Origin of the sequence: Agromyces sp. C10 (assembly GCF_023217995.1) — a bacterium.
Classification (GTDB): Bacteria; Actinomycetota; Actinomycetes; order Actinomycetales; family Microbacteriaceae; genus Agromyces; species Agromyces indicus.
Genome location: NZ_JALPSX010000011.1, coordinates 1 through 22,670 on the forward strand (window position 1 = coordinate 1; position 22,670 = coordinate 22,670).

Below are 22,670 nucleotides of genomic sequence, written 5' to 3' on the forward strand. Positions count from 1 at the left end.
CCCGGTCGCTCGAGGCGGACCGATCAGCCGGGGCTGTTCTGTTCTCCATCCGGTGATCCACTGGGGACCGTTCCGGACGCTTCGAACCCGGACGATCGAGTCGTCATCAGGTTCGGGATTGTTCGTGCCGCTTGAGGAGGAGAAGCTCTCTCGCTTCTCTCGCTCCTGTGGGGCAACGAATGAATACTTTACGTATCTCCGGGGGCTGCTGCAACTCGGCCCTGCATCCCGGGCGTGTCGCCCGTCATTCGGCCCATTCCGGGGCATCCGAGCCCCACGCATGCGGTGGGCTCCCCCACTCCATCGGCCCCGCCGGGGAGGCGATCGCGGGCACCGCGATCCGCTGGGTGCCGGCCGGCCCTGCGAGGTCGACGGCGAGGGCCTCGCGGGCGGCGTCGTCGAATGACCGCGCGCTGGCGGAGCCGTTCCGTCGCGGAAGGCGCAGCAGCTCGGCCGCGGTCCGGCGGAGGAGAGTCGCGCGAGGAGGCTGCCGCCCTCGAGCCGGCGGCGGTCGAGCAGCGAGCAGATCGCCGCGGCGAGCAGGTACCCGGAGGCGTGGTCCAGTGCCTGGGCGGGCAGGGCGCCGGGGGCGCCGTCCGTGCCCTCGATCAGGGCGATGCCGCTCGCCGCCTGGACCAGGCTGTCGAATCCGCCTCGGCGTGCCGCGTCGCCCTCGTGACCCCAGGCCGAGAGCTGTCCGACCACGAGACCCGGATGGCGCGCGGCGAGGCTCGCCGGGTCGAGGCCGATCCCGGCCAAAGAGTTCGGCCGGTACCCGAGCACGACCACGTCGGCTTCGGCGACGAGTGCGTCGAGTCGCGCCGCGCCGTCGGCCGTGCGCGCGTCGAGGAGCGCCGTCCGCTTGCCGGGCCCGCCCTCGAGGTGCTGCCAGCCGAGCTCGGCGGGCTCGGGCGGGTCGATGCGGAGCACCTGGGCACCGAGCAGCGCGAGCGTGCGCGTCGCGACCGGTCCCGCGATCACGCGCGTGAGGTCGAGGACCCGGATCCCCGCGAGGGGCAGCGGGCCGGCCTCCGATCCGGTCGGTGGCCGAACGGGCGCGTCGCCGAGCTGGACGAGCTCGATCAGCGGCCCGGACGCCAGGCGCGCGTCCGCGGCCGGATCCTCGGGCTCGACGACGACGCACATGCCGCCCGCCTCGGTCACCTCGGCGGCGAGCTCGCGGGCCCCGCGCTCGGCGACGGCCGCGTCGACCAGCGCCGGCACCGCGGCATCCGCGTTCGACAACCCGAGGACGCGGCGCAGTGCGGCCGCATGGTGCGGGTAGTTGCCATGCGTGCGCACCCAGCCGTCGCGCGCACGTCGGAACCCGGAGAGCGGTGACCAGACTTCGGGCGCGACGCCGTCGAACCGCGCCACCCGCTCGCTCTGGAAGACGCCGGCGATCCGGTCCCCGTCGAGCCGGATGGATCCCGGCGTGGCGGCGTGCGCCCATCCGGCGAGACTGGCGGCGGCGACGGAGGCCACGGCGAGGGCCGACACGTCGAGCCGCGCGGGGAGCGGCGCGTCGGGCAAGGGCGCGAGCAGCGCCAGTTCGCCCTCGTCGCGGCCGAGCTCGGACCACACCCGTGCGAGAAGGCGATCGGCGGCTTCTCGCGTCATGGCTGCCTACCGGACGAAGACGCCCGCGAGGGTCTTCTTGCCGCGACGGAGCACCGCCATGCCGCCGGACGCGACGCGGTCGGCGATGGTGGCGGCATCGTCGTCGATGCGCGCGTTGTCGAGCGAGACGCCGCCCTGCGCGATCGCGCGCCGGCCCTCGCTGAGGCTCGACACGAGCCCGGTGTCGACGAGGAGCTGCGCGACGGAGGCGCCGGGCTCGGCCTCGACGTGCGGCAGCTCCCGGAGCGCGGCCTCGAGCGTGCCCCGGTCGAGCGCAGCGAGGTCGCCCTGGCCGAACAGCGCCTGGGATGCGGCGACCACGGCCGCCGTGGCATCCGCCCCATGCACGAGCGTCGTCACCTCGTGCGCGAGCACGCGCTGGGCCTCGCGACGGAACGGCTCGGTCGCGACCTTCTCGGCGAGTTCCTCGATGCGTTCGCGCGTGAGGAACGTGAACACCTTGAGCCGCGAGATCACGTCGGCGTCGTCCGTGTTGAGCCAGAACTGGTAGAAGCGGTAGGGGCTGCACATGTCGGCGTCGAGCCAGATGGCGTTGCCCTCGCTCTTGCCGAACTTGGTGCCGTCGGAGTTCGTGATGAGCGGCGTGCCGATGGCGTGGACGTGGACGCCCTCGACGCGATGGATCAGGTCGGTGCCGCTCGTGAGGTTGCCCCATTGGTCGCTCCCGCCCGTCTGCAGCACGCAGCCGTACTGGCGGTAGAGCTCGAGGAAGTCGTAGCCCTGGAGGATCTGGTAGCTGAACTCGGTGTAGCTGATGCCCGCCTCGGAGTTGAGGCGCGAGGCGACCGCATCCTTCTTCAGCATCGTGCCGACGCGGTAGTGCTTGCCGATGTCGCGGAGGAAGTCGATGGCGGAGAGGTCGGCGGTCCAGTCCAGGTTGTTCACCATGCGGACCGCGTTCTCGCCCTCCGCCGAGAGGAACCGGCTCACCTGCGCCCGGAGCCGTTCGACCCACTCGGCCACGGTCTCCTTGGTGTTGAGCGTGCGCTCGGCCGTGGGACGCGGATCGCCGATGAGTCCCGTGGAGCCGCCGACGAGGCCGAGCGGCTTGTGCCCCGCGAGCTGGAGGCGTCGGAGCGTCAGGATCTGCACCAGGTTGCCGAGGTGCAGGCTGGGCGCGGTCGGGTCGAAGCCGCAGTAGTAGGTGATCGGGTCGCCGGCCAGCAGCTCCTTGAGGGCCGCCTCGTCGGTGGACACGTGGACCAGTCCGCGCCAGCGCAGTTCCTCCCACACGTCGTCGAACGTCGGGTCGTTCTGCTGCTCGGCGAGGATGGCGGGGTCGGACACGACTGCAAGGGTAGCAGCGCGGCTCTCCTCGTCCACGAAGCCCCTGGGCTTCACTCGACTCGGTGAAGTCTGCATCCTTGATTGGATCAGTTGAAGTCTGGTACCTTCGGGTAAGGAGGCGCCATGTTCGTGATCACCGCAGACCAGATCGGCAGCCGAGCCGACATCGACCGCTCGGCGGCGATGCAGGAGGAGCTCCAAGCCGAATACGGCGACCGCCTCGCCCTCCCCGTCGACCAGACCGCCGGTGACGAGGTGCAGGCGATCACGGCCGATCCCGGCACGGCGCTCGAGCTCGTCCTCGCCCTGCACCGAGCCGAGCGGTGGAGCATCGGCCTGGGCGTCGGCGACGTCCGCGAGCCGCTGCCCGACGCCGTGCGCAAGGCCGCCGGCCCCGCCTTCATCGCCGCGCGCGAAGCGGTCGACGCGGCCAAGCGAGCCGACGCGCGCTTCGCGCTGCGTGCCGCCGACGATCGACCCGGCACGCTCGACGCCGCCCAGGTCGAAGCGCTCGTCCGGCTCCTGCTCCTCCTCCGCGACCGGCGCACGCCGCAGGGCTGGGAGGCGGTCGACCTGGTCCGCGACGGCCGCACGCAGAAGGACGCCGCGCGGCTCCTCGGCATCTCGGATGCCGCGGTCAGCCAACGCCTCCGGGCCGCGCAGTGGAACGCCGACGGCGACGCGCTGCCCGCGCTCGTCCGCCTGCTCGCCGAGCTCGACCGCCGCGGCGCCGGAGCCGACGGTGACGGCGACGGCGACGGCGACGCTCCGCTCGCGGAGGCCCGCCATGACGGACCGGCTCGCTAGGCTCGTCGGGCGGCCGTCGACCCATCCCGTCCGGATCCGGACGGCCCAGGAGGAGGACCCGTGAACCTCGTCGAGGCGATGTCGGCGCTCGGCTGGGCCGTGATCATCGCGGCGCTCGCCGGCGCCGGCGTGCTGTCCGTGCTCGCGTACCTCCGGCCGCGGCCGATCCTCCTCTGGCCCGCCGCGGGCGCGGTCGTCGTCTCGATCGTCGCCGCCGCAACCGTGCCCGACCCGGTCCCGACCGTCGCGGCGCCCCTCGTCGCACTGCTCGGCATGGTCGTCGCCGTGTTCGGCGGCAGCCCGGCAGCCGCCACCGCGCTGCAGCTGGCCATGGGTTCGAGCGCGCCGCCCGGCGCGCACGGCGGCATCCTCGTCGCGGTGAAGTCGGATCAGCCGGCCGTCGCGGGCGTTGCCGCGCCCCGCCGCGAGGTGCTCCGCGGAGGCCTCACGATCGGCGTGCTCGAGCGCCTCGGCGCGGCCGGCTCGATCATCGCCGGCTTCCCCGAGGGACTGGCCATCGTGGTGGCGGTCAAGGGCGTCGGCCGGTTCACCGAGCTGGAGGCACCGGAGGCGCGCGAGCGGTTCATCATCGGCACCTTCGCGAGCCTCATCTGGGCGTGCGCGGCAGCGCTCGCCGTGCATCTGGCGACCCGCTGAGCGGCGACCCGGTCATCGGCGGGCGAACGGCGTCCGAGGTCAGTGCGACCGCGGATGGCGTCGGTACACCGAGACTCCGGGGTCGCCGGGGAGCCAGAACCGCCACGGGTAGTCGACCGCTCCCCCGGCACCGCTGATGCCCGTCCGCGGGCCGGTCTCGTGCGGCAGCGCCGCCGCCGGCACGCGCAACTCGAACGGCGGTGCGAGCAGGTCGGCACCGTTCCGGGCCAGGGGCACGCCGAGGGCCTGCGCCAGACGTGCCGGGCCGCGAGCGAGATCACGGTCGGTCGAGCGGCCGCGACGAGCGCGCGCGAGCTCGACGCCCTCGACGATCGTGCCGCCGCGCAGCAGTACGCCGGCGGACCGCCCGGCCCATCCCGCGACGATGTTGATGCACACGTGCATCCCGTAGGTGAAGTACGCGTAGAGGTGCCCGCCCTCGCCGAACATCACCGCATTGCGCGCGGTCATGCCGCGGAACCCGTGCGACCCGGGATCCTCGCCGACGCCCCGGTAGGCCTCCACCTCGGCGAGCCGGACGGCGACGCGCCCCTCGTCCGTCTCGTGCGCGAGCACCGCACCGAGCAGCAGCGGGGCGAGCTCGACGGAGTCGCGGGCGAACCACTCCCGGTCGGGTCGCACGAGGTGGTCGCCGCCGACCGGCGCCGACATCCGCTCACCCGAGCCCGAGCCCGAGCCCGCACCCGAGCCCGCGCCCGATCGATCCGGCGACACGATCAGGCGTCGCCGCCCGGCAGGGCCTGCACGAGGTGGCGCACCCGATCGGCGAGCGCGGCGAACTGCGCGTCGACGCGGACCGGCGCGGTGCCGCCGACGCCGTCGCGGCTCGCCACGGAGCCCTCGATCGTCAGCACCTGCCGGACCTCCGGCGTCAGATGCGGCGAGACCGCCGCGAGGCCCGCATCGTCGACCTCGTGCAGTTCGAGCCCGTGCTGCTCGGCGTGCCGCACGAGGGCGCCGGTGATCTCGTGGGCGTCGCGGAACGGCACGTGGCGCTGCACGAGCCACTCCGCGACATCCGTCGCCAGCGAGAAGCCGGCGGGGGCCAGCTCGGCCATCCGGTCGGTGTGGAACGTGAGCGTCTCGACCATGCCCGTGAACGCCGGCAGCAGGACCTCGAGCGTCTCGACCGAGTCGAACACGGGCTCCTTGTCCTCCTGCAGGTCGCGGTTGTAGGCGAGCGGCAGGGCCTTGAGCGTCGCGAGCAGGCCGGTGAGGTTGCCGATGAGTCGGCCGGACTTGCCGCGCGCGAGCTCGGCGATGTCGGGGTTCTTCTTCTGCGGCATGATCGACGACCCGGTCGAGTACGCGTCGTCGAGGGTCACGAAGCCGAATTCGCGCGTGTTCCAGAGGATGATCTCCTCGGAGATGCGCGACAGGTCGATGCCGATCATCGCGGCGACGAACGCGAACTCGGCCACGACATCGCGGCTCGCCGTGCCGTCGATGGAGTTCTCGGCCGGTGCGGCGAGTCCGAGGTCGCGGGCGACGGATGCCGCATCGAGCCCGAGCGTCGATCCGGCGAGCGCGCCGCCGCCGTAGGGCGAGACGTCGGCGCGCTTCAGCCAGTCGACGAGGCGCTCGAGGTCGCGCGACAGCGCCCAGCCGTGCGCCAGGAGGTGGTGCGCGAGGAGCACGGGCTGCGCGTGCTGCAGGTGGGTGCGGCCGGGCATGATCGCCGTGCGATGGGCGTCGGCCTGGGCGGCGAGCGCGTCGATGAGGTGCACGAGCTGCCGACCGATGGTCGCGGCGTGGTCCTTCAGGTAGAGGCGCACGAGGGTCGCGATCTGGTCGTTGCGGCTGCGCCCGGCGCGGAGCTTGCCGCCGAGCTCGGGGCCGACTTCGGCGATGAGCGCGGCTTCGAGCGCGCCGTGCACGTCCTCGTCGGAGTCGGCGGCGACGAGCTCGCCCGCGAGGAAGCGGGCCTCGAGCGCGTCGAGTCCGGCGAGCATGCGGTCGAGCTCGCCGGGGTCGAGGTAGCCCGCGGCGGCCAGCGCCCGGGCGTGGGCGCGCGAGCCGGCGAGGTCGTAGGGCGCGAGCTGCCAGTCGAAGTGCGTGGACTTCGACAGCCGCTGCAGTTCGGGCGACGGTCCTCCGGCGAAGCGGGCGCCCCAGAGCGATCCCTCGTTGGTGCCCTGCGTGCCGTGCGCGTCGGCCATGCTCACGCGTCCTTCCTGGCGAGGAGCCAGACGAGCAGCGCCTTCTGCGCGTGCAGCCGGTTCTCCGCCTCATCCCAGATGATCGATTGCGGCCCGTCGATGACGTCGGCGGTGACCTCGTAGCCGCGGTCGGCGGGCAGGCAGTGCATGAAGACCGCGTCGGGCTTGGCGAGCGACATCAGTTCGCGATCGACCCGGTAGCGGCCGAACGTCGCGACGCGGTGCGCCTTCTCGTCCTCCTTGCCCATCGAGACCCAGGTGTCGGTCACGACGACGTCGGCACCGGCGGCGGCCTCGGCCGGGTCGGTGTACAGCGTCACCGAGCCGCCGGTGCCGGCGGCGATGCGGTCGGCGTCGGCGACGACGGATGCCGCGGGCGCGAACTCCTCGGGCGACGCGACGCGCACGTGCATGCCCGCGGTCGCCCCGGCGAGGACGTACGACTGCGCCATGTTGGAGGCGCCGTCGCCGAGGAAGGCGACGGTGAGGCCGTCGAGCCGGCCCTTGTGCTCCCGGATGGTGAGGAGATCCGCGAGGAGCTGGCACGGATGGAAGTCGTCGGAGAGCGCGTTGACGACCGGCACCGTGGTGCCGGCGGCCATCTCGTCGAGCCCGGACTGCGCATAGGTGCGCCAGACGATCGCCGACACCATCCGCTCGAGCACGCGGGCGGTGTCCGACGGGGTCTCCTTGCCGCCGAGCTGGCTGGACGCCGTCGAGATGACCAGCGGCGAGCCGCCGAGGTCGGCGATGCCGACCGCGAACGACACGCGCGTGCGCGTGGAGGACTTGTCGAAGATGACCGCGACCGTCTGCGGCCCGGCCAGCGGCTGCTCCGACCAGCGGTCGGCCTTGAGGCGCACGGCGAGATCGAGGATCTCGGACTGCTCGGCGGGCGTGATGTCGTCGTCGCGGAGGAAGTGTCGCGTCATGTGGTCTTCCGTTCGTGCGCCTCGGCGCAGGTGGTCAGCGGCGCGGTTCGGACACCGTGGCGAGGGCCCGGGCGAAGCGCGCCTCGAATTCGTCGAGTTCGCCGTCGCCGATGATGAGCGGCGGCGCGAGGCGGATGGTGGAGTCGTTGGCGGCGTTGACGATGAGTCCGGCATCGAGTGCCGCCGCCGACAGGGCCGGGGCGACCGGTTCGGTCAGCGCGATGCCGAGGAGCAGTCCGCGGCCGCGCACGCCCCCGACGAGCGGCGATCCCATGGCGAGCACGCGCTCGCGCAGTTCGGCGCCGCGGCGGGCCGCGTTGCCGACGAGGTCGGCGCGTTCGATCTCGTCGAGCACGGCGCCGGCGACGGCGGTCGCGAGCGGGTTCCCGCCGAACGTCGACCCGTGCTGTCCCTTCGAGTACAGCTCGGAGGCGTCGCCGAACGTGACGAGCGCTCCGATCGGGATGCCGCCGCCGATGCCCTTCGCGACGGTGATCGCATCGGGCACGATGCCGGCGTGCTGGAACGCGAACCAGGCTCCGGTGCGACCGGCACCGGTCTGCACCTCGTCGATGATGAGGAGCGCCCCGTGCCGGCGGGTCAGGTCGCGAGCCGCCTGCAGGTAGCCGTCGGGCAGGTCGAGCACGCCCGCCTCGCCCTTGATCGGCTCGAGGATCAGGGCCGCGACCGACTCGTCCATCTCGGCCTCGAGCGCACCGATCGTCGACGGCAGGTGCTGGACGCCCCCGGGGAGCGGCTCGAAGCCGTCGCGCATGGCGGGCTTGCCGGTCAGCGCGAGGGACCCCATCGTGCGGCCGTGGAAGGCGTCGACGAGCGCGAGGACGCGCGTCCGGGCCCCGCCGGAGTTGTTCAGCCGTGCCAGCTTGAACGCGGCCTCGTTGGCCTCCGCGCCGGAGTTGCCGAACCAGACCCGGCCGGACTCCCCCGCGCCGCTCAGCCGGACGAGCCGGTCGGCGAGTTCGAGCGCGGGCGCGGTGGCGAAGTAGTTCGACACGTGCGCGAGCGTCGCGGCCTGCCGCGACACCGCCTCGACGAACACCGGGTGGGCGTGGCCGAGCGAGTTCACCGCGATCCCGGCGAGGAAGTCGAGGTAGCGGTTGCCCTCATCGTCCTCGACCCAGCAGCCCTTGCCGCGCTCGAGCTTGGCCAGCGGCATCCCGAGCGTGCGCATCATGCGACGGCCGAAGCGGTCGCGCCAGTGCTCCGTCGCCGCGCTCACGAGCGTGCCCCCGTGGCATCCGTCGTCGTGCCGGCAGCGGATGCCGCGGCATCCGTCGCCGCGACCACCTCGGTGCCGATGCCCTGCTGCGTGAAGATCTCGAGCAGGATCGAGTGCGGGACGCGGCCGTCGATGATCGCCGCCTTCGGCACGCCGCCCTCGACCGCCTCGAGGCACGCGGCCATCTTCGGGATCATGCCCGACTCGAGCGAGGGCAGCAGCGCCTCGAGCTCGGGCGCCGTGATCTCGGAGACGAGCGAGTCGCGGTTGGGCCAGTCGCGGTACAGCCCGGCCACGTCGGTGAGGATCACGAGCTTCGCCGCGCCGAGCGCGACCGCGAGCGACGCCGCGGCCGAGTCGGCGTTGACGTTCAGCGACAGGCCCGGCTGGTCGAGATCCGGGGCGATCGAGGAGACGACGGGGATGCGCCGGGCCTCGAGCTGGGCGAGCACGCCCTCCGGGTCGACCTCGACGACGTCGCCGACGAGCCCCAGGTCGACCTCCTCGCCGTCGACGACCGCGCCGCGGCGGCGGCCCCGGAAGAGGCCGGCATCCTCGCCCGAGAGGCCCGCGGCCAGCGGCCCGTGCTCGTTGATGAGGCTCACGAGCTCGCGGTTGACCTGGCCCGACAGCACCATCCGCACGACGTCCATCGTCTCCGGGGTGGTGACGCGGTAGCCGCCGCGGAACTCGCTCGGGATGCCGAGCCGCTCGAGCATGGATGAGATCTGCGGGCCGCCCCCGTGCACGACGACCGGCCGGATGCCCGCGTACCGCAGGTAGACCATGTCCTCCGCGAAGGCGCGCTGCAGCTCGGGACTCACCATCGCGTTGCCGCCGAACTTCACGACGATGATCTCACCGTGGAAGCGCTTCAACCACGGCAGCGACTCGATCAGGGTCTCGGCCTTGCGGGCGGCGGCAGCGGCATCCGCTCGGGCGTCGCCGTCGGGGGTCATCTGCTCCTCGCTCATGCTCAACTCGAGTACGCGCTGTTCTCGTGCACGTAGTCGTGGGTGAGGTCGTTCGTCCAGATCGTCGCGGAGGCCTCGCCGGCGTGCAGCTCGACGAGCACGTGCGTCGCGCGCGGCGTGAGGTCGACGGCGTCGCGCGGCCGGTCGGGGCGACCGGCGTGGCAGACCCGGACCCCGTTCATGGTGACGTCGACGAGGTAGGGATCGAACGGCGCCCGCGTCGTGCCGATCGCGGCGAGCACGCGGCCCCAGTTCGGGTCGTTCCCGAAGATCGCGGCCTTGAACAGGTTGTTGCGCGCGACGGACCGGCCGACCTCGACCGCGTCCTCCTCGGTGACCGCGCCGCGGACCTCGATGGCGATGTCGTGGCTCGCGCCCTCGGCATCGGCCTGCAGCTGCAGCGCGAGGTCGCGGCAGGCGGTCGTGAGCGCCTCGGCGAACGTCTCAGGATCGGGGACGACGCCCGACGCCCCCGAGGCCAGCAGCGTGACCTGGTCGTTCGTCGACATGCAGCCGTCGGAGTCGAGGCGGTCGAAGGTCACCCGCGTGGCCTGGCGCAGCGCGGCATCCAGCTGCGGCGACGGCACCTCGGCGTCGGTCGTGAGCACGACGAGCATGGTCGCGAGGCCCGGCGCGAGCATGCCCGCGCCCTTCGCCATGCCCCCGATGCGCCATCCGTCGACCTGGAGCTCGACCGTCTTCGGGCGGGAATCGGTGGTCATGATCGCACGGGCCGCATCGGCGCCCGCCGCGGCGTCGGCCGCGAGCCGGTTCGCGGCCGACAGCACGCCCTCCTCGAGCACCTCGCCGTCGAGCTGGTCGCCGATGAGCCCGGTCGAGCAGACGAGCACGTCGCCCGCCGAGACGTGCAGGGCGGATGCCGCGGCCTCGGCCGTGCGATGCGTGACCTGGAACCCCTCGGGCCCGGTGAAGCAGTTCGCGCCGCCGGAGTTCAGGACGACCGCGGCGACGGTGCCGTCGGCGATGACCTGCTCGGACCACAGGATCGGGTTCGCCTTGGCGCGGTTCGAGGTGAACACGGCGGCCGCGTGCTGCTTCGGACCCCGGTTGACCACGAGTGCGAGGTCGAGCGCGCCCGTGCGCTTGATGCCCGCGGCGATGCCCGCCGCCTCGAAGCCCGCCGGCGCGGTGACCGTCACGGCGCGACCCCGTTCACGGGCAGGCCAGTCGTCTCGGCCAGGCCGAGCGCGATGTTCGCCGACTGGATCGCGGCGCCCGCGGTGCCCTTCACGAGGTTGTCGACGGCGGTGACGACCACGACCCGGCCCGCCGCCTCGTCGACGGCGAGGCCCATGAGCGCCGTGTTCGCCCCGAGGACGTCGGCCGTGCGCGGGAACTGCCCGGCCGGCAGGACCTGCACGAACGCTTCGCCGGCGTACGCGTCCTCCCACGCCGCCCGCACCGTGGCGGGATCCGTGCCCGGCACGATGCGCGCGGTCGACGTCGCGAGGATGCCCCGCGACATCGGCACGATCACCGGGGTGAACGACAGCGTCGGTTCGGCGGCGCCCGCCCAGCGCAGCGCCTGCCGGATCTCGGGGAGGTGACGGTGGGTGCCGCCCACCGCGTACGGGTTCGCCGAGCCGAGGATCTCGGACCCCAGCAGGTGCGCCTTCAGCGCACGCCCGGCGCCCGACGGCCCGACCGCGAGCACCGCGACGATGTCGCGATCCTCGATGACGCCCGCACGGATGCCGGGGGCGAGCGAGAGCGACACGGTCGAGGCGTTGCAGCCCGGGGCCGCGATGCGGCGCGTCTTCGCGAGGCGCGTGCGCTGCGTGCCCGACAGCCGCGGCAGCTCCGGCACGCCGTACGCCCAAGCGCCGTGGAAGTCGCCGCCGTAGAACGCGGCCCAGTCGGACTGCTCCTCCAGGCGGTGGTCGGCACCGCAGTCGATGACGAGCGTCTCGTCGGACAGCTGCGCCGCGATCGCGCCGGACGCGCCATGCGGCAGTGCGAGGAAGACGACGTCGTGCCCGCCGAGCGTCTCGGCCGACGTCTCCTTCAGGGTGAGGTGCGTGTAGCTGCGCAGGTGCGGCTGCACCGCCGTGAGCGGCTGTCCGGCGTTGGAGTGCGCCGTGACCGTGCGCACGTCGAACTGGGGATGGTCGGCGAGCAGGCGCAGCAACTCGCCGCCCGCGTAGCCGGACGCGCCGGAGACGGCGACGGTATACGTCATGGATTCCACCTTATGGGCTGATCGGTCGGGTGAGACGGCTCCGGCGACGCCCGGGACGGCGGGATCAGCCCGTCGCGGGGGTCGCCTGGATTCGGCGCTCGCCTCGCCGTCGACCGCGCACCGCAGCGGCACGCCCGAGGCGTGCGCGGGTGACGGGGCGACCGGTGGACATGCAGCGACCCTACCGACCGGTCCGCGACCGTCGCAAACCGGATGACGCCGGATGCCGGTCGTCGCGCCCCGGCTGGCCGCTCAGAGGTCGTCGCCGCGGGTGCGCACCCACGCCCGATCCACGAGGGACTCCAGCACGTGGCGGTCGATCGTGTCCAGGCGGCCGATCCAGAGGCAGCCCGCGCCGACCTTGACCTTGCCGAGGCGATCGATGAGCTCCTCGGCGCCGGGCGTCTGGAGCCCGTAGAGCGAGATCGACGCCTTCCGCGGCGAGAACCCGACGACCGGCCAGTCGCCCTCGCGACCCGACGCGTAGCGATAGTGGTGCAGGCCGTAGCCGACGATCGAGGGCCCCCACATCACCGCGTCGGTGTCGGTGACCCGATCGAAGAGCTCGCGCAGCTCGAAGCCGTCGTCGCGGCGCCCGGCGGGTTCGACGGCGGCGAGGAACTCGGACACCGATGCGCCGGTCGGCTGGGTCTTCGCTTCGGCCATGCCCCACGGTACCGCCGCGGCTGGCGTCGCGGCACCCCCTCATCCCGCATCGACGGCGACGGGGCGCCCGGCGCTACCGCCGTGACGCCCCGTCGCGTGGGTCGTCGGATGCCGCTACTCGCGGATCGCCGCACCCGTGCGCTCGGCGGCGACCGCCGCGCCCGCGAGCTTGGCGTCGCTGGCCTCCGCCGCCGTCAGCGTGCGGTCGACGGCGCGGAAGCGGAGGGCGAAGGTGAGGCTCTTGGCTCCCTCGGGCACCCCGGTGCCGCGGTAGTCGTCGACGAGGCGCAGCTCCTCGAGCAGCTCACCGGCGCCCTCGCGCACGGCGTCGGCCACCGCGGCGGCGGGCACCTCGGCGTCCACCACGAGCGAGAGGTCCTGCGTCGCGGCCGGCAGCGTGCCGATCGTCCGGGCTTCGACGGCCGGGTCGGTGAGCGCGATGATCGCGTCCAGGTCGACCTCGGCGACGGCGACGACGCGCGGAAGGTCGGCCTCGGCGGCGAGCGCCGGGTGCAGCTCACCGGCGTAGCCGACGACCTGCCCGGCCACCCGGACCTCGGCGGTGCGTCCGGGGTGGAGCGCGTGGTGCGCGCCCTGGGCGAACTCGACCCGGGCGCCGGCGGCGTGGGCGACGCGGCGCACCGCGTCGAGCGCGTCGGCGATGCCGGCCGGCTCGGCCGGTCGGCCGGGCTGCTTCGGGGACCGGTCGCCGGTGAGGAGCACGGCGAGGTGCCGCGGCTGCGCCGGGATGCCGGCGTCGAGCCCGCTCAGGACGTCGTCGGCCGGACGCTCCCAGCCGATCGGGAGGTCGGCGACGCCGTACTCGCGATCCTCCTCGGGGAGGAAGACGAGTCCGAATTCGAACACGTCGAGGTCGGTGAGCCCGCGCGAGAGGTTGCGGCGGGCGACCCCGATGAGGCCGGGCAGCAGCGAGCGGCGCAGGAACGGCGTCGAGGCGTCGAGCGCGTTCGCGAGCTTCACGCTCGCCACGGCCGAGCCGTCCGTCGAGCCGAATTGCGCGTTCTCGGCCTCCGTCACGAAGGGGAAGGCGAGCACCTCGGTTGCTCCCGCGGCGGCGAGGGCGTCCGCGACCGTCCGGCGCACCCGCTGCGACCGCGTGAGGCCGCGCCCGGGCGGGGCGACCGGCAGCACCGACGGGATGCGGTCGTAGCCGAGCAGGCGCGCGACCTCCTCGGCCAGGTCGGCCTTCGCGGTGAGGTCGGGACGCCAGCTCGGCGGTACCACGGCGAAGCCGCCGTCGACGCGGGAGACGCGACCGCCGATCTCGGCGAGGGCGTCGTGCACCTCCGCCTCGGTGTACTCGACGCCGATGAGCCGGGTGACGTAGCCGTCGGGCAGCAGGATCGCCTCGCGCTCGGGTGCCGCGTGGATGAGCGACCCCGCCTCGTCGGCGGTGCCACCGGCGAGGTCGACGAGGAGCTGGGCGACCCGCGCCGCCGCCGCCCCCGCGATCGCCGGGTCGACGCCGCGCTCGAAGCGCTTGGACGCCTCGCTCGGCAGCTTGTGCCGGCGGGCGGTGCGGGCGATGGACACCGGGTCGAAGTTCGCCGCCTCGATGAGGACGTTGCGGGTCTCGTCGCCGATCTCCGTGTCGGCGCCGCCCATGACGCCCGCGAGCCCGATGGCGCCCCGGTCGTCCGTGATGAGCAGGTCCTCGGGGTCGAGCGTGCGGACCTTCCCGTCGAGCGTCTCGAGCGTCTCCCCCGGTTGCGCGCGACGCACCACGATGCCGCCCTGCAGCGCGTCGAGGTCGTAGCCGTGGATGGGCTGGCCGAGCTCGAGCATCACGTAGTTGGTGATGTCGACCGGCAGCGACAGCGAGCGGATGCCGGCGAGCTTGAGCCGCGCCACCATCCACGCCGGCGTCGGTCTGGTCGCGTCGATGCCGCGCACGATTCGCGTCGCGAAGACGCTCGCGCCGACGCGGCCGCGGATGGGCGCGTCGTCGCTGATCTCGACCGGGAACGCGTCGGCCGCGCCATCCGCTGCCGCCACCTGCTCGGCCGGGTCGCGGAAGACCGCACCCGTCGCGTGCGCGTACTCGCGCGCCACGCCGCGGATCGAGAACGCGTAGCCGCGGTCGGGCGTCACGTTGATCTCGACCGCCGCGTCGTCGAGGCCGAGCAGCGCGATGGCGTCGGTGCCGACGGGCGCGTCGATGCCGAGCGTCGACAGGCGCAGGATGCCGTCGTGGTCCTCGCCGAGGCCGAGCTCGCGCGCCGAGGCGATCATGCCGTCCGAGACGTGGCCGTAGGTCTTGCGGGCCGCGATCGGGAAGGGTCCCGGCAGCACGGACCCGGGCAGGGTCACGACGACCTTGTCGCCGACGAAGAAGTTCCGGGCCCCGCAGACGATGCCGTGCACGGCGTCGCCGCCGTCGGCCGCCGGCTCGCCGTCGGGTGCCACGCGCACCTGGCACCACCGGATGGTCTTGCCGTTGGACTGCGGTTCCTCGACGAACTCGAGGACCTCGCCCACCACGATCGGGCCCTGGAGGTCGAACGTGTGCACGTCCTCCTCCTCGAGCCCCACGCGCACGAGCGCCGCGTGCACCTCCTCGAGGGAGGTGCCCGGGGGCAGGTCGACGTACTCGGCGAGCCAGCTGAGCGGCACTCGCATATCTCTAGACCACCATTCCGAACTGCTGCGAGAAGCGGATGTCGCCCTCGGCCATGTCGCGCATGTCCTGGACGCCGTTGCGGAGCATGAGCCCGCGCTCGATGCCCATGCCGAAGGCGAAGCCCGTGTACTCCTCGGGGTCGATGCCGGCCGCGCGGAGCACGTTGGGGTGCACCATGCCGCAGCCGCCCCACTCGATCCAGCGGGCGCCGCCCTTGAAGGTCGGGTGCCAGAAGTCGAGCTCGGCCGACGGCTCGGTGAACGGGAAGAAGCTCGGGCGCAGGCGCACCTTGGCGTCGTCGCCGAAGATCGACTTCACGAAGTGGTCGAGCGTGCCGCGGAGGTGCGCCATGGTGAGGCCCTTGTCGACGGCGAGACCCTCGAACTGCATGAAGACGGGCAGGTGCGTCGCATCGAACTCGTCGGTGCGGTACACCCGGCCCGGGGCGAGCACGTAGATCGGCACCTCCCGCTCGAGCATCGAGCGCACCTGCACCGGGCTCGTGTGGGTGCGCAGCACGAGGTGCGACTCGGGCGGGTCGACGAAGAAGGTGTCCTGCATCGCGCGCGCCGGGTGGTCGGCGTCGAAGTTCAGCGCGTCGAAGTTGAACCACTCGCTCTCGAGCTCGGGGCCCTCCGCGATCTCCCAGCCCATGCCGGTGAACACGTCGCACACGCGGTCCTGCAGCAGGGTGAGCGGATGGCGCGCACCGGGCGTGAAGCGCGACGGCAGGGCCGTGACATCGACTGACTCGGCGGCGAGCTGCGCCTCGGCCTCGGCGGCGACGATCTCGGCCTCGCGCGCGGCGAAGGCCTGGTTGACGCGGCCTCGGGCGGAGCCGACCAGCTTGCCGAGTGCGGCCTTCTGGTCGTTCGGCACGCTGCGCAGCGACGCGTTGAGGCGCGCGAGCGCGGACTTCTCGCCGGTGTGGTCGGCGCGGACGGCCTTCAGCGCGGCGGAATCGCCGGCCGCCGCGATGGCGGCGAGGGCCGCGTCGACGGCCGCGTCGACCGCGGCTTCGGTGATCTGGAGGGGCTCGGACACGAAGAACGAGTCTAGTCGTGGCCCGCGGATGTCGTGTCCCGCCGGAGACGCGGTCGAACGCCGACGCCTATGCGCCCTGCCCGCTCTGCTGGGACTCGGCGATCGCCTTCGCCCGCAGCAGCTCCTGGTCCTCCTGGTCGGGGTCCGGCGCGGGACGACCCGTCTTGCTCGCGGTGCGACGCGCGACCCACCGCGCGAACCACGACAGGAGCAGGTTCATCGTGAGGTAGAGCACGAGCGCCACGACGAAGAACGAGAAGAGGTAGTAGTTGCCGTAGAACGTCGCGAGCTGGTTCATGGTCACGCGCAGCAGCTCGACGTACCCGACGATGTAACCGAGCGAGGTGTCCTTCAGGAGCACCACCAGCTGGGCGATGATGATCGGCAGCATCTGGCGGAACGCCTGCGGGAACTCGATCAGCATCTTGGACTGCATCGGCCGCATCCCGAGGCTGAGGCCCGCTTCGCGCTGGCCCCTCGGCAGTGACGCCAGTCCCGCACGGAGCGCCTCGCCGATGAGCGCCCCGTTGTAGAGCGTGAGCGCGGCCACGACCGCCCAGAACGTGCCGGTGTTCAGCACGAGCAGGATGAACAGCATCATGAGCAGCACGGGCATGCCGCGCACGAACTCGAGCACCACCGCAGTGGGGATCCGGATCCAGGCGGTCTGCGCGCTGCGAAGCAACGAGAAGACGATCCCGAGGATGATCGCGAGCACCGAGGCGGTCAGTGCAGCGCTCAGCGTGCCCCAGACCCCGACGGTCAGGATGCGCTGCCACACGATCGGCTCGGCGAGCGGCTCCCAGCGCGTCGGGTCGAAGTACCCCGGCAGATTGCCCTTCGGCGCGGCGAGCGTCAGCACGACCCACGCGAGCCCGGCGAGGATCACCGCAGCACCGATGACGGAGCTGATCAGGGACCGACGGCGGGCGACGGGGCCCGGAGCGTCGAAGAGGACGGACGAGCCGGTCATCGCTGCACCACCCAACGGCGTTCGAGGCGCGCCGCGAGCAGCCCGAGCGGCACGGTGATGAGCAGGTAGAAGGTCGCGACGCCGAGGAGGATCGGAATCACCGCGTCGCCCCGCGCATTCGCGAGGATGCGGCCGGTGGCGAAGAGGTCGACGACGAAGAAGCCGCCCGCGACCGACGTGTTCTTGGTCAGCGCGATGAAGACGTTGATCAGGGGCGGCACCGTCATCCGGAACGCCTGGGGCAGGACGATGAGGCCGACCGTCTGCGCGAACCCGAACCCGACGCTCCGTGCCGCCTCGGCCTGGCCGACCGGGACGCCGTTGATGCCCGAGCGCAGGGCCTCCGCGATGAAGGGCGACGTGTAGACGGAGAGCCCGATGATCGCCGCCGTCACGTAGTCCAGCCGCGAACCGAGCAGGGGCAGCACGATCGCCGTGAAGAACAGGACGAGGGTGAGCGGGGTGTTGCGCACCAGGTCGGTGTAGCCGGTGGCGAACCAGCGAAGCGACGGAACCGGCGAGATTCGCATCGCCGCGATCACCGTGCCGATGATCAGCGCGGCGATCCCCGAGACGCCGAGGAGCAGCAGCGTCATGCCGAAGCCCCTGAAGTACGCGGGGAGGTTCTCGATGACGGCGTCCACGCTCCTCCTTCTCTCAGTGGACGGGCGCCCGACGGCCGCTCCGGGCGGTCAGGCGGTCGTGGCGGGGTCCGGCTGCACTTGGCGCCGGACCCCGCACGACGGATCAGTACCGGTCGACGGCCGGCGGATCGCGGAACTCGAGGACGGCTCCGGCGGTGGAGTTCCAGGCCTCCTCGTACGTGCCGTCGTCGTACGACTCCTCGAGCACGTCGTTGATGAAGTTGCGGAAGTCGTCATCGCCCTTCTGCAGGCCGATGCCATACGGCTCCTCCGTGAAGGGGTCGCCGACGACCTTGAACTCGCCCGGGTTCTGGTCGACCAGGCCGGCGAGGATGACGTTGTCGGTCGAGACGGCGACGACCTGACCGCTGCGCAGCGGCTCGAGGCAGTTGCTGTACGTGTCGGTCTCGAACACCTCGGCACCCAGGTCGCGCAGGTTCGCCGCGGGGGTCGATCCGCTCACCGAGCAGACCGGCTGACCCACGAGGTCCTCTTCGCTCTGGATGTCCTCGTTGCTCTCGAGCACGAGGATGGACTGGCCGGCGAGGAAGTACGGGCCGGCGAAGTCGACGACCTGCTTGCGGTCGTCGTTGATCGTGTACGTCGCGATGACGATGTCGACCTCGCCGTTCTCGATGAACGGCTCGCGGTTGGCCGAGACGGTCTCGACCCACTCGATGTTCTCCGGTGCGATTCCGAGCTTGCCCGCGATGATCTTGCCGATCTCGACGTCGAAGCCGACGGGCACGCCGTCGGGGCCGACGAGGCCGAACAGGGGCTGGTCGAACTTCGTGCCGATCGTGATCGAACCCGCGTCGGCGAGCTCGGCCATGGTCGTGCCCTCCTCGAACTCGGGAGCCTCCTCGACCGTCGGCTCCGCCGCGTCGTCTCCGCCGTCGCCGGCGCAGCCGCTGAACAGGAGTGCGCTCGCGGCGGCCGCCGCGACGAGTGCGATTCTGCTGCGTCTCATGTCGTGCCTCATCTCTCGTGGTTCGTTCGGGTTCCCCGCAGCTCGTGGCCGCAGAGGCTCAATGCTCGAGGATCTTCGAGAGGAAGTCCTTCGCGCGATCGGTCTTCGGGTGGTCGAAGAACTCGGCCGGGGTCGCCTCTTCGACGATGCGCCCGTCGGCCATGAACAGGACGCGGTCAGCCGCCTTGCGGGCGAACCCCATCTCGTGGGTGACGACGATCATCGTCATGCCCTGCTCGGCGAGGCCGACCATGACGTCCAAGACCTCGTTGATCATCTCCGGGTCGAGCGCGCTCGTCGGCTCGTCGAGCAGGATCAGCTTGGGGTTCATCGCGAGCGATCGCGCGATGGCGACGCGCTGCTGCTGGCCGCCGGACAGCTGCGCGGGCATCTTCTGCGCCTGGTTCGCGACGCCGACGCGCTCGAGCAGCTCCATCGCCTTCGCCTCCGCTTCCTTGCGGGGGATCCGGCGCACCTTGATCGGTGCGAGCGTGACGTTCTCGAGCACGGTCTTGTGCGCGAAGAGGTTGAAGGACTGGAAGACCATGCCGACGTCGGCGCGGAGCTTCGCGAGGCCGGCGCCCTCCTCGGGCAGCAGGTCGCCGTCGATCGTGATCGTGCCGGAGTCGATGGTCTCGAGCCGGTTGATCGCGCGGCACAGCGTGGACTTGCCGGACCCCGACGGACCGATCACCACCACGACCTCACCGCGATTCACCACGGTGTTGATGTCGTTCAGGACGTGGAGCTCGCCGAAGTGCTTGTCGACATGCTCGATCACCACGAGCGGTTCGCCGCGGCGGACCGAGATGTTCGACGTTCGAGGTGCGGTGTCGGCCGGAGGCATACCCATCAAACTAGGGCCCGCGGGCATCACGCGGCCACCCGCGCGCCCGCGGGTTTACCGATTCGTGACCTACCGGTCGCGCTGCGCGAACGCGCTCTCGTAGAGGCAGACGGATGCCGCGGTCGCGAGGTTCATCGACTCCGCGTGACCGTAGATCGGAACCGTCACGACGCGGTCGGCGAGCGCGAGCTTGTCGTCGGGCAGCCCCCGGGCCTCGTTGCCGAACAGCCACGCCGTCGGTCGCTCGAGCAGGCCCTCACGGCGGGCCGACAGGAGGTCGTCACCCTTGACGTCGGCCGCCAGGACGGTGAGCCCCGCTTCCCGCGCCCGCGCGAGCACGTCCTCGAGCTCCGCGCCGACCGCCACGGGCAGGTGGAAGATCGACCCCGTCGAGGACCGGACCACCTTGGGGTTGTAGAGGTCGACCGCGCGGCCGGTGAAGACGACGGCGTCGGCGCCCGCGGCATCCGCTGCCCGGACGATCGTGCCGGCGTTACCCGGGTCGCGCACCTCCTCGAGGATCGCGACGAGCGTCGGCTTCGACGCGAACACGTCCTTCACGGCGGTCGGGAACTGATGGCACACGGCTACGAAGCCCTGCGGCGTGACGGTGTCCGCCATCGCGTTCAGCACCTCTTCGGAGACGTACTCGACGTCGACGCCCGCATCGATGGCGGTGTCGCCGATGTCGCTGTACCGCTCGAGCGCCGTCGGCGTGGCGTAGAGTTCGACCACGAGTTGCGGGCGGAACGTCAGCGCCTCGGCGACCGCCTGCGGCCCCTCGAGGAGGAACATGCCCGTCTCGACGCGTGCGGGCTTCTTCGCGAGCTTCGCGACGGCCCGCACTCGCGGCGACCTGGGGTTCTCGAGCATGCGGCAAGTCTACGGACCGCGGGCCCGGCCGACGGCCGCCCCGCCGAGCGGGGCCGCGCGCGCGAGTCGAGCCGGCGGCATCCGCCCGCAGACGGCGAACGGCCCGGCATCCGCAGGATGCCGGGCCGTTGCAACCGGAGGACGAGGCCTAGGCCGCGTTCTTCGGGGCGTTCACGTCGCTCGGGAGGGCCTGCTTGGCGCTCTCGACGAGGGCGGCGAACGTCGCGGGCTCGTTGACCGCGAGGTCGGCGAGGATGCGACGGTCGACCTCGATGCCGGCGAGGCCGAGGCCCTGGATGAGGCGGTTGTAGGTCATGCCGTTCTGGCGCGCAGCGGCGTTGATCCGCTGGATCCAGAGGCGACGGAAGTCGCCCTTCTTCGCACGACGGTCGTTGTACGAGTAGACGAGCGAGTGGGTGACCTGCTCCTTCGCCTTGCGGTAGAGGCGCGACCGCTGACCGCGGTAGCCCTCGGCGCGCTCGAGGATGACCCGACGCTTCTTGTGCGCATTGACTGCGCGCTTCACTCTTGCCATTGCTCTGTTACTTCCTTATCGGGTCTCGTCGCTCAGCGACCGAGCAGCTTCTTGATGACCTTGGTGTCGGGCGCCGAGGCGACCTTGTCCTGGTTCAGACGGCGGGTGCGCACCGAGGACTTGCCCTCGAGGTTGTGACGCATACCGGCCTGCTGCTTCTTGATCTTGCCGCTGCCGGTGACCTTGAAGCGCTTCTTGGACCCGGAGTGGGTCTTCTGCTTCGGCATCTCGTGTTTCTCCTTGGTTCTGCCGCCACTCGGGGATGACGGACGTCGTACTGGCCTAGGCCTCGGTGGCCTCGGCCGACTGCGGCTCGTCGCCCTCGGACTCGGCCGAGGGGCGCTGCTTCGCCGCAGCACGCTGTGCGTTCGCCTCGGCCTTGGCCTCGGACTTGTTCTTCAGGGGAGCGATGACCATCACCATGTTGCGGCCGTCGATCGTGGGGTTGTGCTCGACGGTGCCGTACTCGGCCACGTCTTCCGCGAAGCGCTGCAGGAGGCGGACGCCCATCTCGGGACGCGACTGCTCGCGACCACGGAACAGGATCATGGCCTTCACCTTGTCGCCGGCCTTCAGGAAGCCGACGGCGCGCTTCATCTTGGTCTCATAGTCGTGCTTGTCGATCTTGAGGCGGAACCGGACCTCCTTGAGGATCGTGTTCGCCTGGTTGCGCCGAGCCTCCTTGGCCTTCTGCGCAGCCTCGTACTTGTACTTGCCGTAGTCCATGATCTTGACGACTGGCGGACGGGAGTTCGGCGCGACCTCGACGAGATCGAGGTCGGCCTCCTGCGCGAGCCGCAGTGCCACCTCGATCTTCACGACGCCGACCTGCTCTCCGCCAGGGCCCACGAGGCGGACCTCGGGGACGCGGATACGGTCATTGGTACGCGGATCGCTGATGCGTGTCTCCTCTACTCGAACTGGTTCCAGCTCATCGGGAGACGGATGCCGCCCGACGACGAGAGCGGAAATCCACGCGATGACTCCCGCGGAATCGAATCCGCGGGCCCATGCGGCACCCTTGCTACTCCCCCGCCGGAGCGGGGAAGCGGAGTGCGAACGACCCGGTAACCTTGATGAAGCGGTATGCGCGGGTGGGAGTCTCTCCACTTTCGTACCGGGGACTGGCCCCGGAGCCCGCAGTAGTCTAGCAGAGGAATCCCCCGGTGAGCGACACTTCGCCCGAGCCCACACGTGCGTCCGAGCACGCCCCCGCCGACGAGCACGTCGAGGCCGTCGCCGACGCGACGCGCGACATCGCCGAGGTGCCCGCGGTCGAGGTCATCACGACCGCGGCGGTGCACCTCATGAGCGCGGCGGCCGTCAAGGTCGGGCTCGCCGACGACCCCGAGTCGCAGACCGACCTCGACGAGGCGCGCAAGCTCATCAACTCGCTCGCGGGGCTCATCACCGCCGGGGCGCCGGAGATCAGCGACATGCACGCTCGGTCGCTGCGCGACGGTCTGCGCTCGCTCCAGCTGGCGTTCCGCGAGGCCTCGACCATCCCCGACCCGATCGGCCAGGGCCCGGGCGAGAAGTGGACCGGCCCGGTCACCTGA

23 protein-coding genes are annotated in these 22,670 nt (G+C 71.9%); 3 read left to right on the top strand and 20 right to left on the bottom strand.

The genetic code is table 11. The annotated features are described in order from the left end of the window. Together M1L56_RS12910 and tyrS are read right to left on the bottom strand one after the other, a co-directional pair. On the bottom strand, positions 1-1,620 hold a 1,620-nt coding region (locus tag M1L56_RS12910), incomplete at its 3' end, for a CoA transferase (protein WP_248599543.1). Between the two features lie 6 nt (positions 1,621-1,626). Continuing rightward, on the bottom strand, positions 1,627-2,928 hold the full coding sequence (gene tyrS / locus M1L56_RS12915; protein WP_248599544.1) for a tyrosine--tRNA ligase: 1,302 nt from the start codon (positions 2,926-2,928) through the stop codon (positions 1,627-1,629). 123 nt (positions 2,929-3,051) lie between these two features. Between tyrS and M1L56_RS12920 the strand changes: the two genes are divergently transcribed. After that, on the top strand, positions 3,052-3,735 hold the full coding sequence (locus M1L56_RS12920) for a DNA-binding protein (RefSeq protein ID WP_248599545.1): 684 nt from the start codon (positions 3,052-3,054) through the stop codon (positions 3,733-3,735). Between the two features lie 60 nt (positions 3,736-3,795). Next, on the top strand, positions 3,796-4,392 hold the full coding sequence (locus M1L56_RS12925; RefSeq protein WP_248599546.1) for a hypothetical protein: 597 nt from the start codon (positions 3,796-3,798) through the stop codon (positions 4,390-4,392). Between the two features lie 39 nt (positions 4,393-4,431). On the opposite strand, the gene M1L56_RS12930 is transcribed toward M1L56_RS12925, so the two are convergent. The 18 genes from M1L56_RS12930 to infC form a co-directional block, all read right to left on the bottom strand. Continuing rightward, the gene (locus tag M1L56_RS12930; protein WP_248599547.1) at positions 4,432-5,064 is read right to left on the bottom strand and encodes a DNA-3-methyladenine glycosylase; all 633 of its coding nucleotides are present in this window, start codon (positions 5,062-5,064) and stop codon (positions 4,432-4,434) included. 65 nt (positions 5,065-5,129) lie between these two features. Next, the gene (gene argH / locus M1L56_RS12935; protein WP_248599647.1) at positions 5,130-6,572 is read right to left on the bottom strand and encodes an argininosuccinate lyase; all 1,443 of its coding nucleotides are present in this window, start codon (positions 6,570-6,572) and stop codon (positions 5,130-5,132) included. A 2-nt stretch (positions 6,573-6,574) separates the two neighbouring features. Next, positions 6,575-7,504 (bottom strand): ornithine carbamoyltransferase, encoded by a 930-nt coding sequence (gene argF, locus M1L56_RS12940; protein WP_248599548.1) that lies wholly within the window; start codon positions 7,502-7,504, stop codon positions 6,575-6,577. A gap of 34 nt (positions 7,505-7,538) precedes the next feature. Beyond that, the gene (locus M1L56_RS12945; protein ID WP_374256751.1) at positions 7,539-8,744 is read right to left on the bottom strand and encodes an acetylornithine transaminase; all 1,206 of its coding nucleotides are present in this window, start codon (positions 8,742-8,744) and stop codon (positions 7,539-7,541) included. Continuing rightward, positions 8,741-9,703 carry an acetylglutamate kinase gene (gene argB, locus M1L56_RS12950; RefSeq protein ID WP_248599649.1) on the bottom strand — a complete coding sequence of 321 codons (963 nt, stop codon included), beginning with the start codon at positions 9,701-9,703 and terminating at the stop codon, positions 8,741-8,743. The genes M1L56_RS12945 and argB overlap by 4 nt, the downstream gene beginning before the upstream one ends. Before the next feature lie 17 nt (positions 9,704-9,720). After that, positions 9,721-10,878 (bottom strand): bifunctional glutamate N-acetyltransferase/amino-acid acetyltransferase ArgJ, encoded by a 1,158-nt coding sequence (gene argJ, locus M1L56_RS12955; protein ID WP_067949185.1) that lies wholly within the window; start codon positions 10,876-10,878, stop codon positions 9,721-9,723. Further along, positions 10,875-11,918, bottom strand: a complete 1,044-nt coding sequence (gene argC / locus M1L56_RS12960; RefSeq protein ID WP_248599549.1) for an N-acetyl-gamma-glutamyl-phosphate reductase — start codon at positions 11,916-11,918, stop codon at positions 10,875-10,877. Before argC ends, argJ begins: the two co-directional genes overlap by 4 nt. Before the next feature lie 252 nt (positions 11,919-12,170). After that, positions 12,171-12,584: a DUF1801 domain-containing protein gene (locus tag M1L56_RS12965; protein WP_067949189.1), complete on the bottom strand. Its 414-nt coding sequence runs from the start codon at positions 12,582-12,584 to the stop codon at positions 12,171-12,173. A 114-nt stretch (positions 12,585-12,698) separates the two neighbouring features. Next, positions 12,699-15,224: a phenylalanine--tRNA ligase subunit beta gene (gene pheT / locus M1L56_RS12970; protein ID WP_248599550.1), complete on the bottom strand. Its 2,526-nt coding sequence runs from the start codon at positions 15,222-15,224 to the stop codon at positions 12,699-12,701. Between the two features lie 4 nt (positions 15,225-15,228). After that, positions 15,229-16,269, bottom strand: coding sequence for a phenylalanine--tRNA ligase subunit alpha (pheS, locus tag M1L56_RS12975; RefSeq protein ID WP_248599551.1), 1,041 nt, complete (start codon positions 16,267-16,269; stop codon positions 15,229-15,231). A gap of 67 nt (positions 16,270-16,336) precedes the next feature. Then, complete coding sequence (locus tag M1L56_RS12980; RefSeq protein WP_248599552.1) at positions 16,337-17,242, bottom strand: amino acid ABC transporter permease; 906 nt, start codon at positions 17,240-17,242, stop codon at positions 16,337-16,339. Beyond that, positions 17,239-17,886, bottom strand: coding sequence for an amino acid ABC transporter permease (locus M1L56_RS12985; protein WP_067949198.1), 648 nt, complete (start codon positions 17,884-17,886; stop codon positions 17,239-17,241). The genes M1L56_RS12980 and M1L56_RS12985 overlap by 4 nt, the downstream gene beginning before the upstream one ends. A gap of 103 nt (positions 17,887-17,989) precedes the next feature. Further along, a complete protein-coding gene (locus tag M1L56_RS12990) occupies positions 17,990-18,856 on the bottom strand; it encodes a glutamate ABC transporter substrate-binding protein (protein ID WP_248599553.1) in 867 nt (288 codons plus the stop codon). Positions 18,857-18,914: 58 nt separating this feature from the next. Next, positions 18,915-19,703, bottom strand: a complete 789-nt coding sequence (locus M1L56_RS12995) for an amino acid ABC transporter ATP-binding protein (protein ID WP_067949200.1) — start codon at positions 19,701-19,703, stop codon at positions 18,915-18,917. 69 nt (positions 19,704-19,772) lie between these two features. Beyond that, positions 19,773-20,576, bottom strand: coding sequence for an RNA methyltransferase (locus M1L56_RS13000; protein ID WP_067949201.1), 804 nt, complete (start codon positions 20,574-20,576; stop codon positions 19,773-19,775). Positions 20,577-20,724: 148 nt separating this feature from the next. Further along, positions 20,725-21,111, bottom strand: a complete 387-nt coding sequence (gene rplT / locus M1L56_RS13005) for a 50S ribosomal protein L20 (protein WP_067949203.1) — start codon at positions 21,109-21,111, stop codon at positions 20,725-20,727. 32 nt (positions 21,112-21,143) lie between these two features. Next, positions 21,144-21,338, bottom strand: a complete 195-nt coding sequence (gene rpmI / locus M1L56_RS13010) for a 50S ribosomal protein L35 (RefSeq protein ID WP_067949205.1) — start codon at positions 21,336-21,338, stop codon at positions 21,144-21,146. 55 nt (positions 21,339-21,393) lie between these two features. Beyond that, positions 21,394-22,011, bottom strand: coding sequence for a translation initiation factor IF-3 (infC, locus tag M1L56_RS13015; protein WP_157356816.1), 618 nt, complete (start codon positions 22,009-22,011; stop codon positions 21,394-21,396). A 266-nt stretch (positions 22,012-22,277) separates the two neighbouring features. Between infC and M1L56_RS13020 the strand changes: the two genes are divergently transcribed. Further along, positions 22,278-22,670: a DUF1844 domain-containing protein gene (locus tag M1L56_RS13020; protein ID WP_067949207.1), complete on the top strand. Its 393-nt coding sequence runs from the start codon at positions 22,278-22,280 to the stop codon at positions 22,668-22,670.

What these genes read in the sequence shown, in the direction of transcription:
- rpmI (WP_067949205.1), bottom strand. Translation starts at nt 21,338, where the DNA reads ATGCCGAAGCAGAAGACCCACTCCGGGTCCAAGAAGCGCTTCAAGGTC.
- rplT (WP_067949203.1), bottom strand. Translation starts at nt 21,111, where the DNA reads ATGGCAAGAGTGAAGCGCGCAGTCAATGCGCACAAGAAGCGTCGGGTC.
- M1L56_RS13000 (WP_067949201.1), bottom strand. Translation starts at nt 20,576, where the DNA reads ATGCTCGAGAACCCCAGGTCGCCGCGAGTGCGGGCCGTCGCGAAGCTC.
- M1L56_RS12980 (WP_248599552.1), bottom strand. Translation starts at nt 17,242, where the DNA reads ATGACCGGCTCGTCCGTCCTCTTCGACGCTCCGGGCCCCGTCGCCCGC.
- pheT (WP_248599550.1), bottom strand. Translation starts at nt 15,224, where the DNA reads ATGCGAGTGCCGCTCAGCTGGCTCGCCGAGTACGTCGACCTGCCCCCG.
- M1L56_RS12920 (WP_248599545.1), top strand. Translation starts at nt 3,052, where the DNA reads ATGTTCGTGATCACCGCAGACCAGATCGGCAGCCGAGCCGACATCGAC.
- M1L56_RS12965 (WP_067949189.1), bottom strand. Translation starts at nt 12,584, where the DNA reads ATGGCCGAAGCGAAGACCCAGCCGACCGGCGCATCGGTGTCCGAGTTC.
- argH (WP_248599647.1), bottom strand. Translation starts at nt 6,572, where the DNA reads ATGGCCGACGCGCACGGCACGCAGGGCACCAACGAGGGATCGCTCTGG.
- argC (WP_248599549.1), bottom strand. Translation starts at nt 11,918, where the DNA reads ATGACGTATACCGTCGCCGTCTCCGGCGCGTCCGGCTACGCGGGCGGC.
- argF (WP_248599548.1), bottom strand. Translation starts at nt 7,504, where the DNA reads ATGACGCGACACTTCCTCCGCGACGACGACATCACGCCCGCCGAGCAG.
- M1L56_RS12930 (WP_248599547.1), bottom strand. Translation starts at nt 5,064, where the DNA reads ATGTCGGCGCCGGTCGGCGGCGACCACCTCGTGCGACCCGACCGGGAG.
- M1L56_RS12995 (WP_067949200.1), bottom strand. Translation starts at nt 19,703, where the DNA reads ATGCCTCCGGCCGACACCGCACCTCGAACGTCGAACATCTCGGTCCGC.
- M1L56_RS12990 (WP_248599553.1), bottom strand. Translation starts at nt 18,856, where the DNA reads ATGAGACGCAGCAGAATCGCACTCGTCGCGGCGGCCGCCGCGAGCGCA.
- argB (WP_248599649.1), bottom strand. Translation starts at nt 9,703, where the DNA reads ATGACCCCCGACGGCGACGCCCGAGCGGATGCCGCTGCCGCCGCCCGC.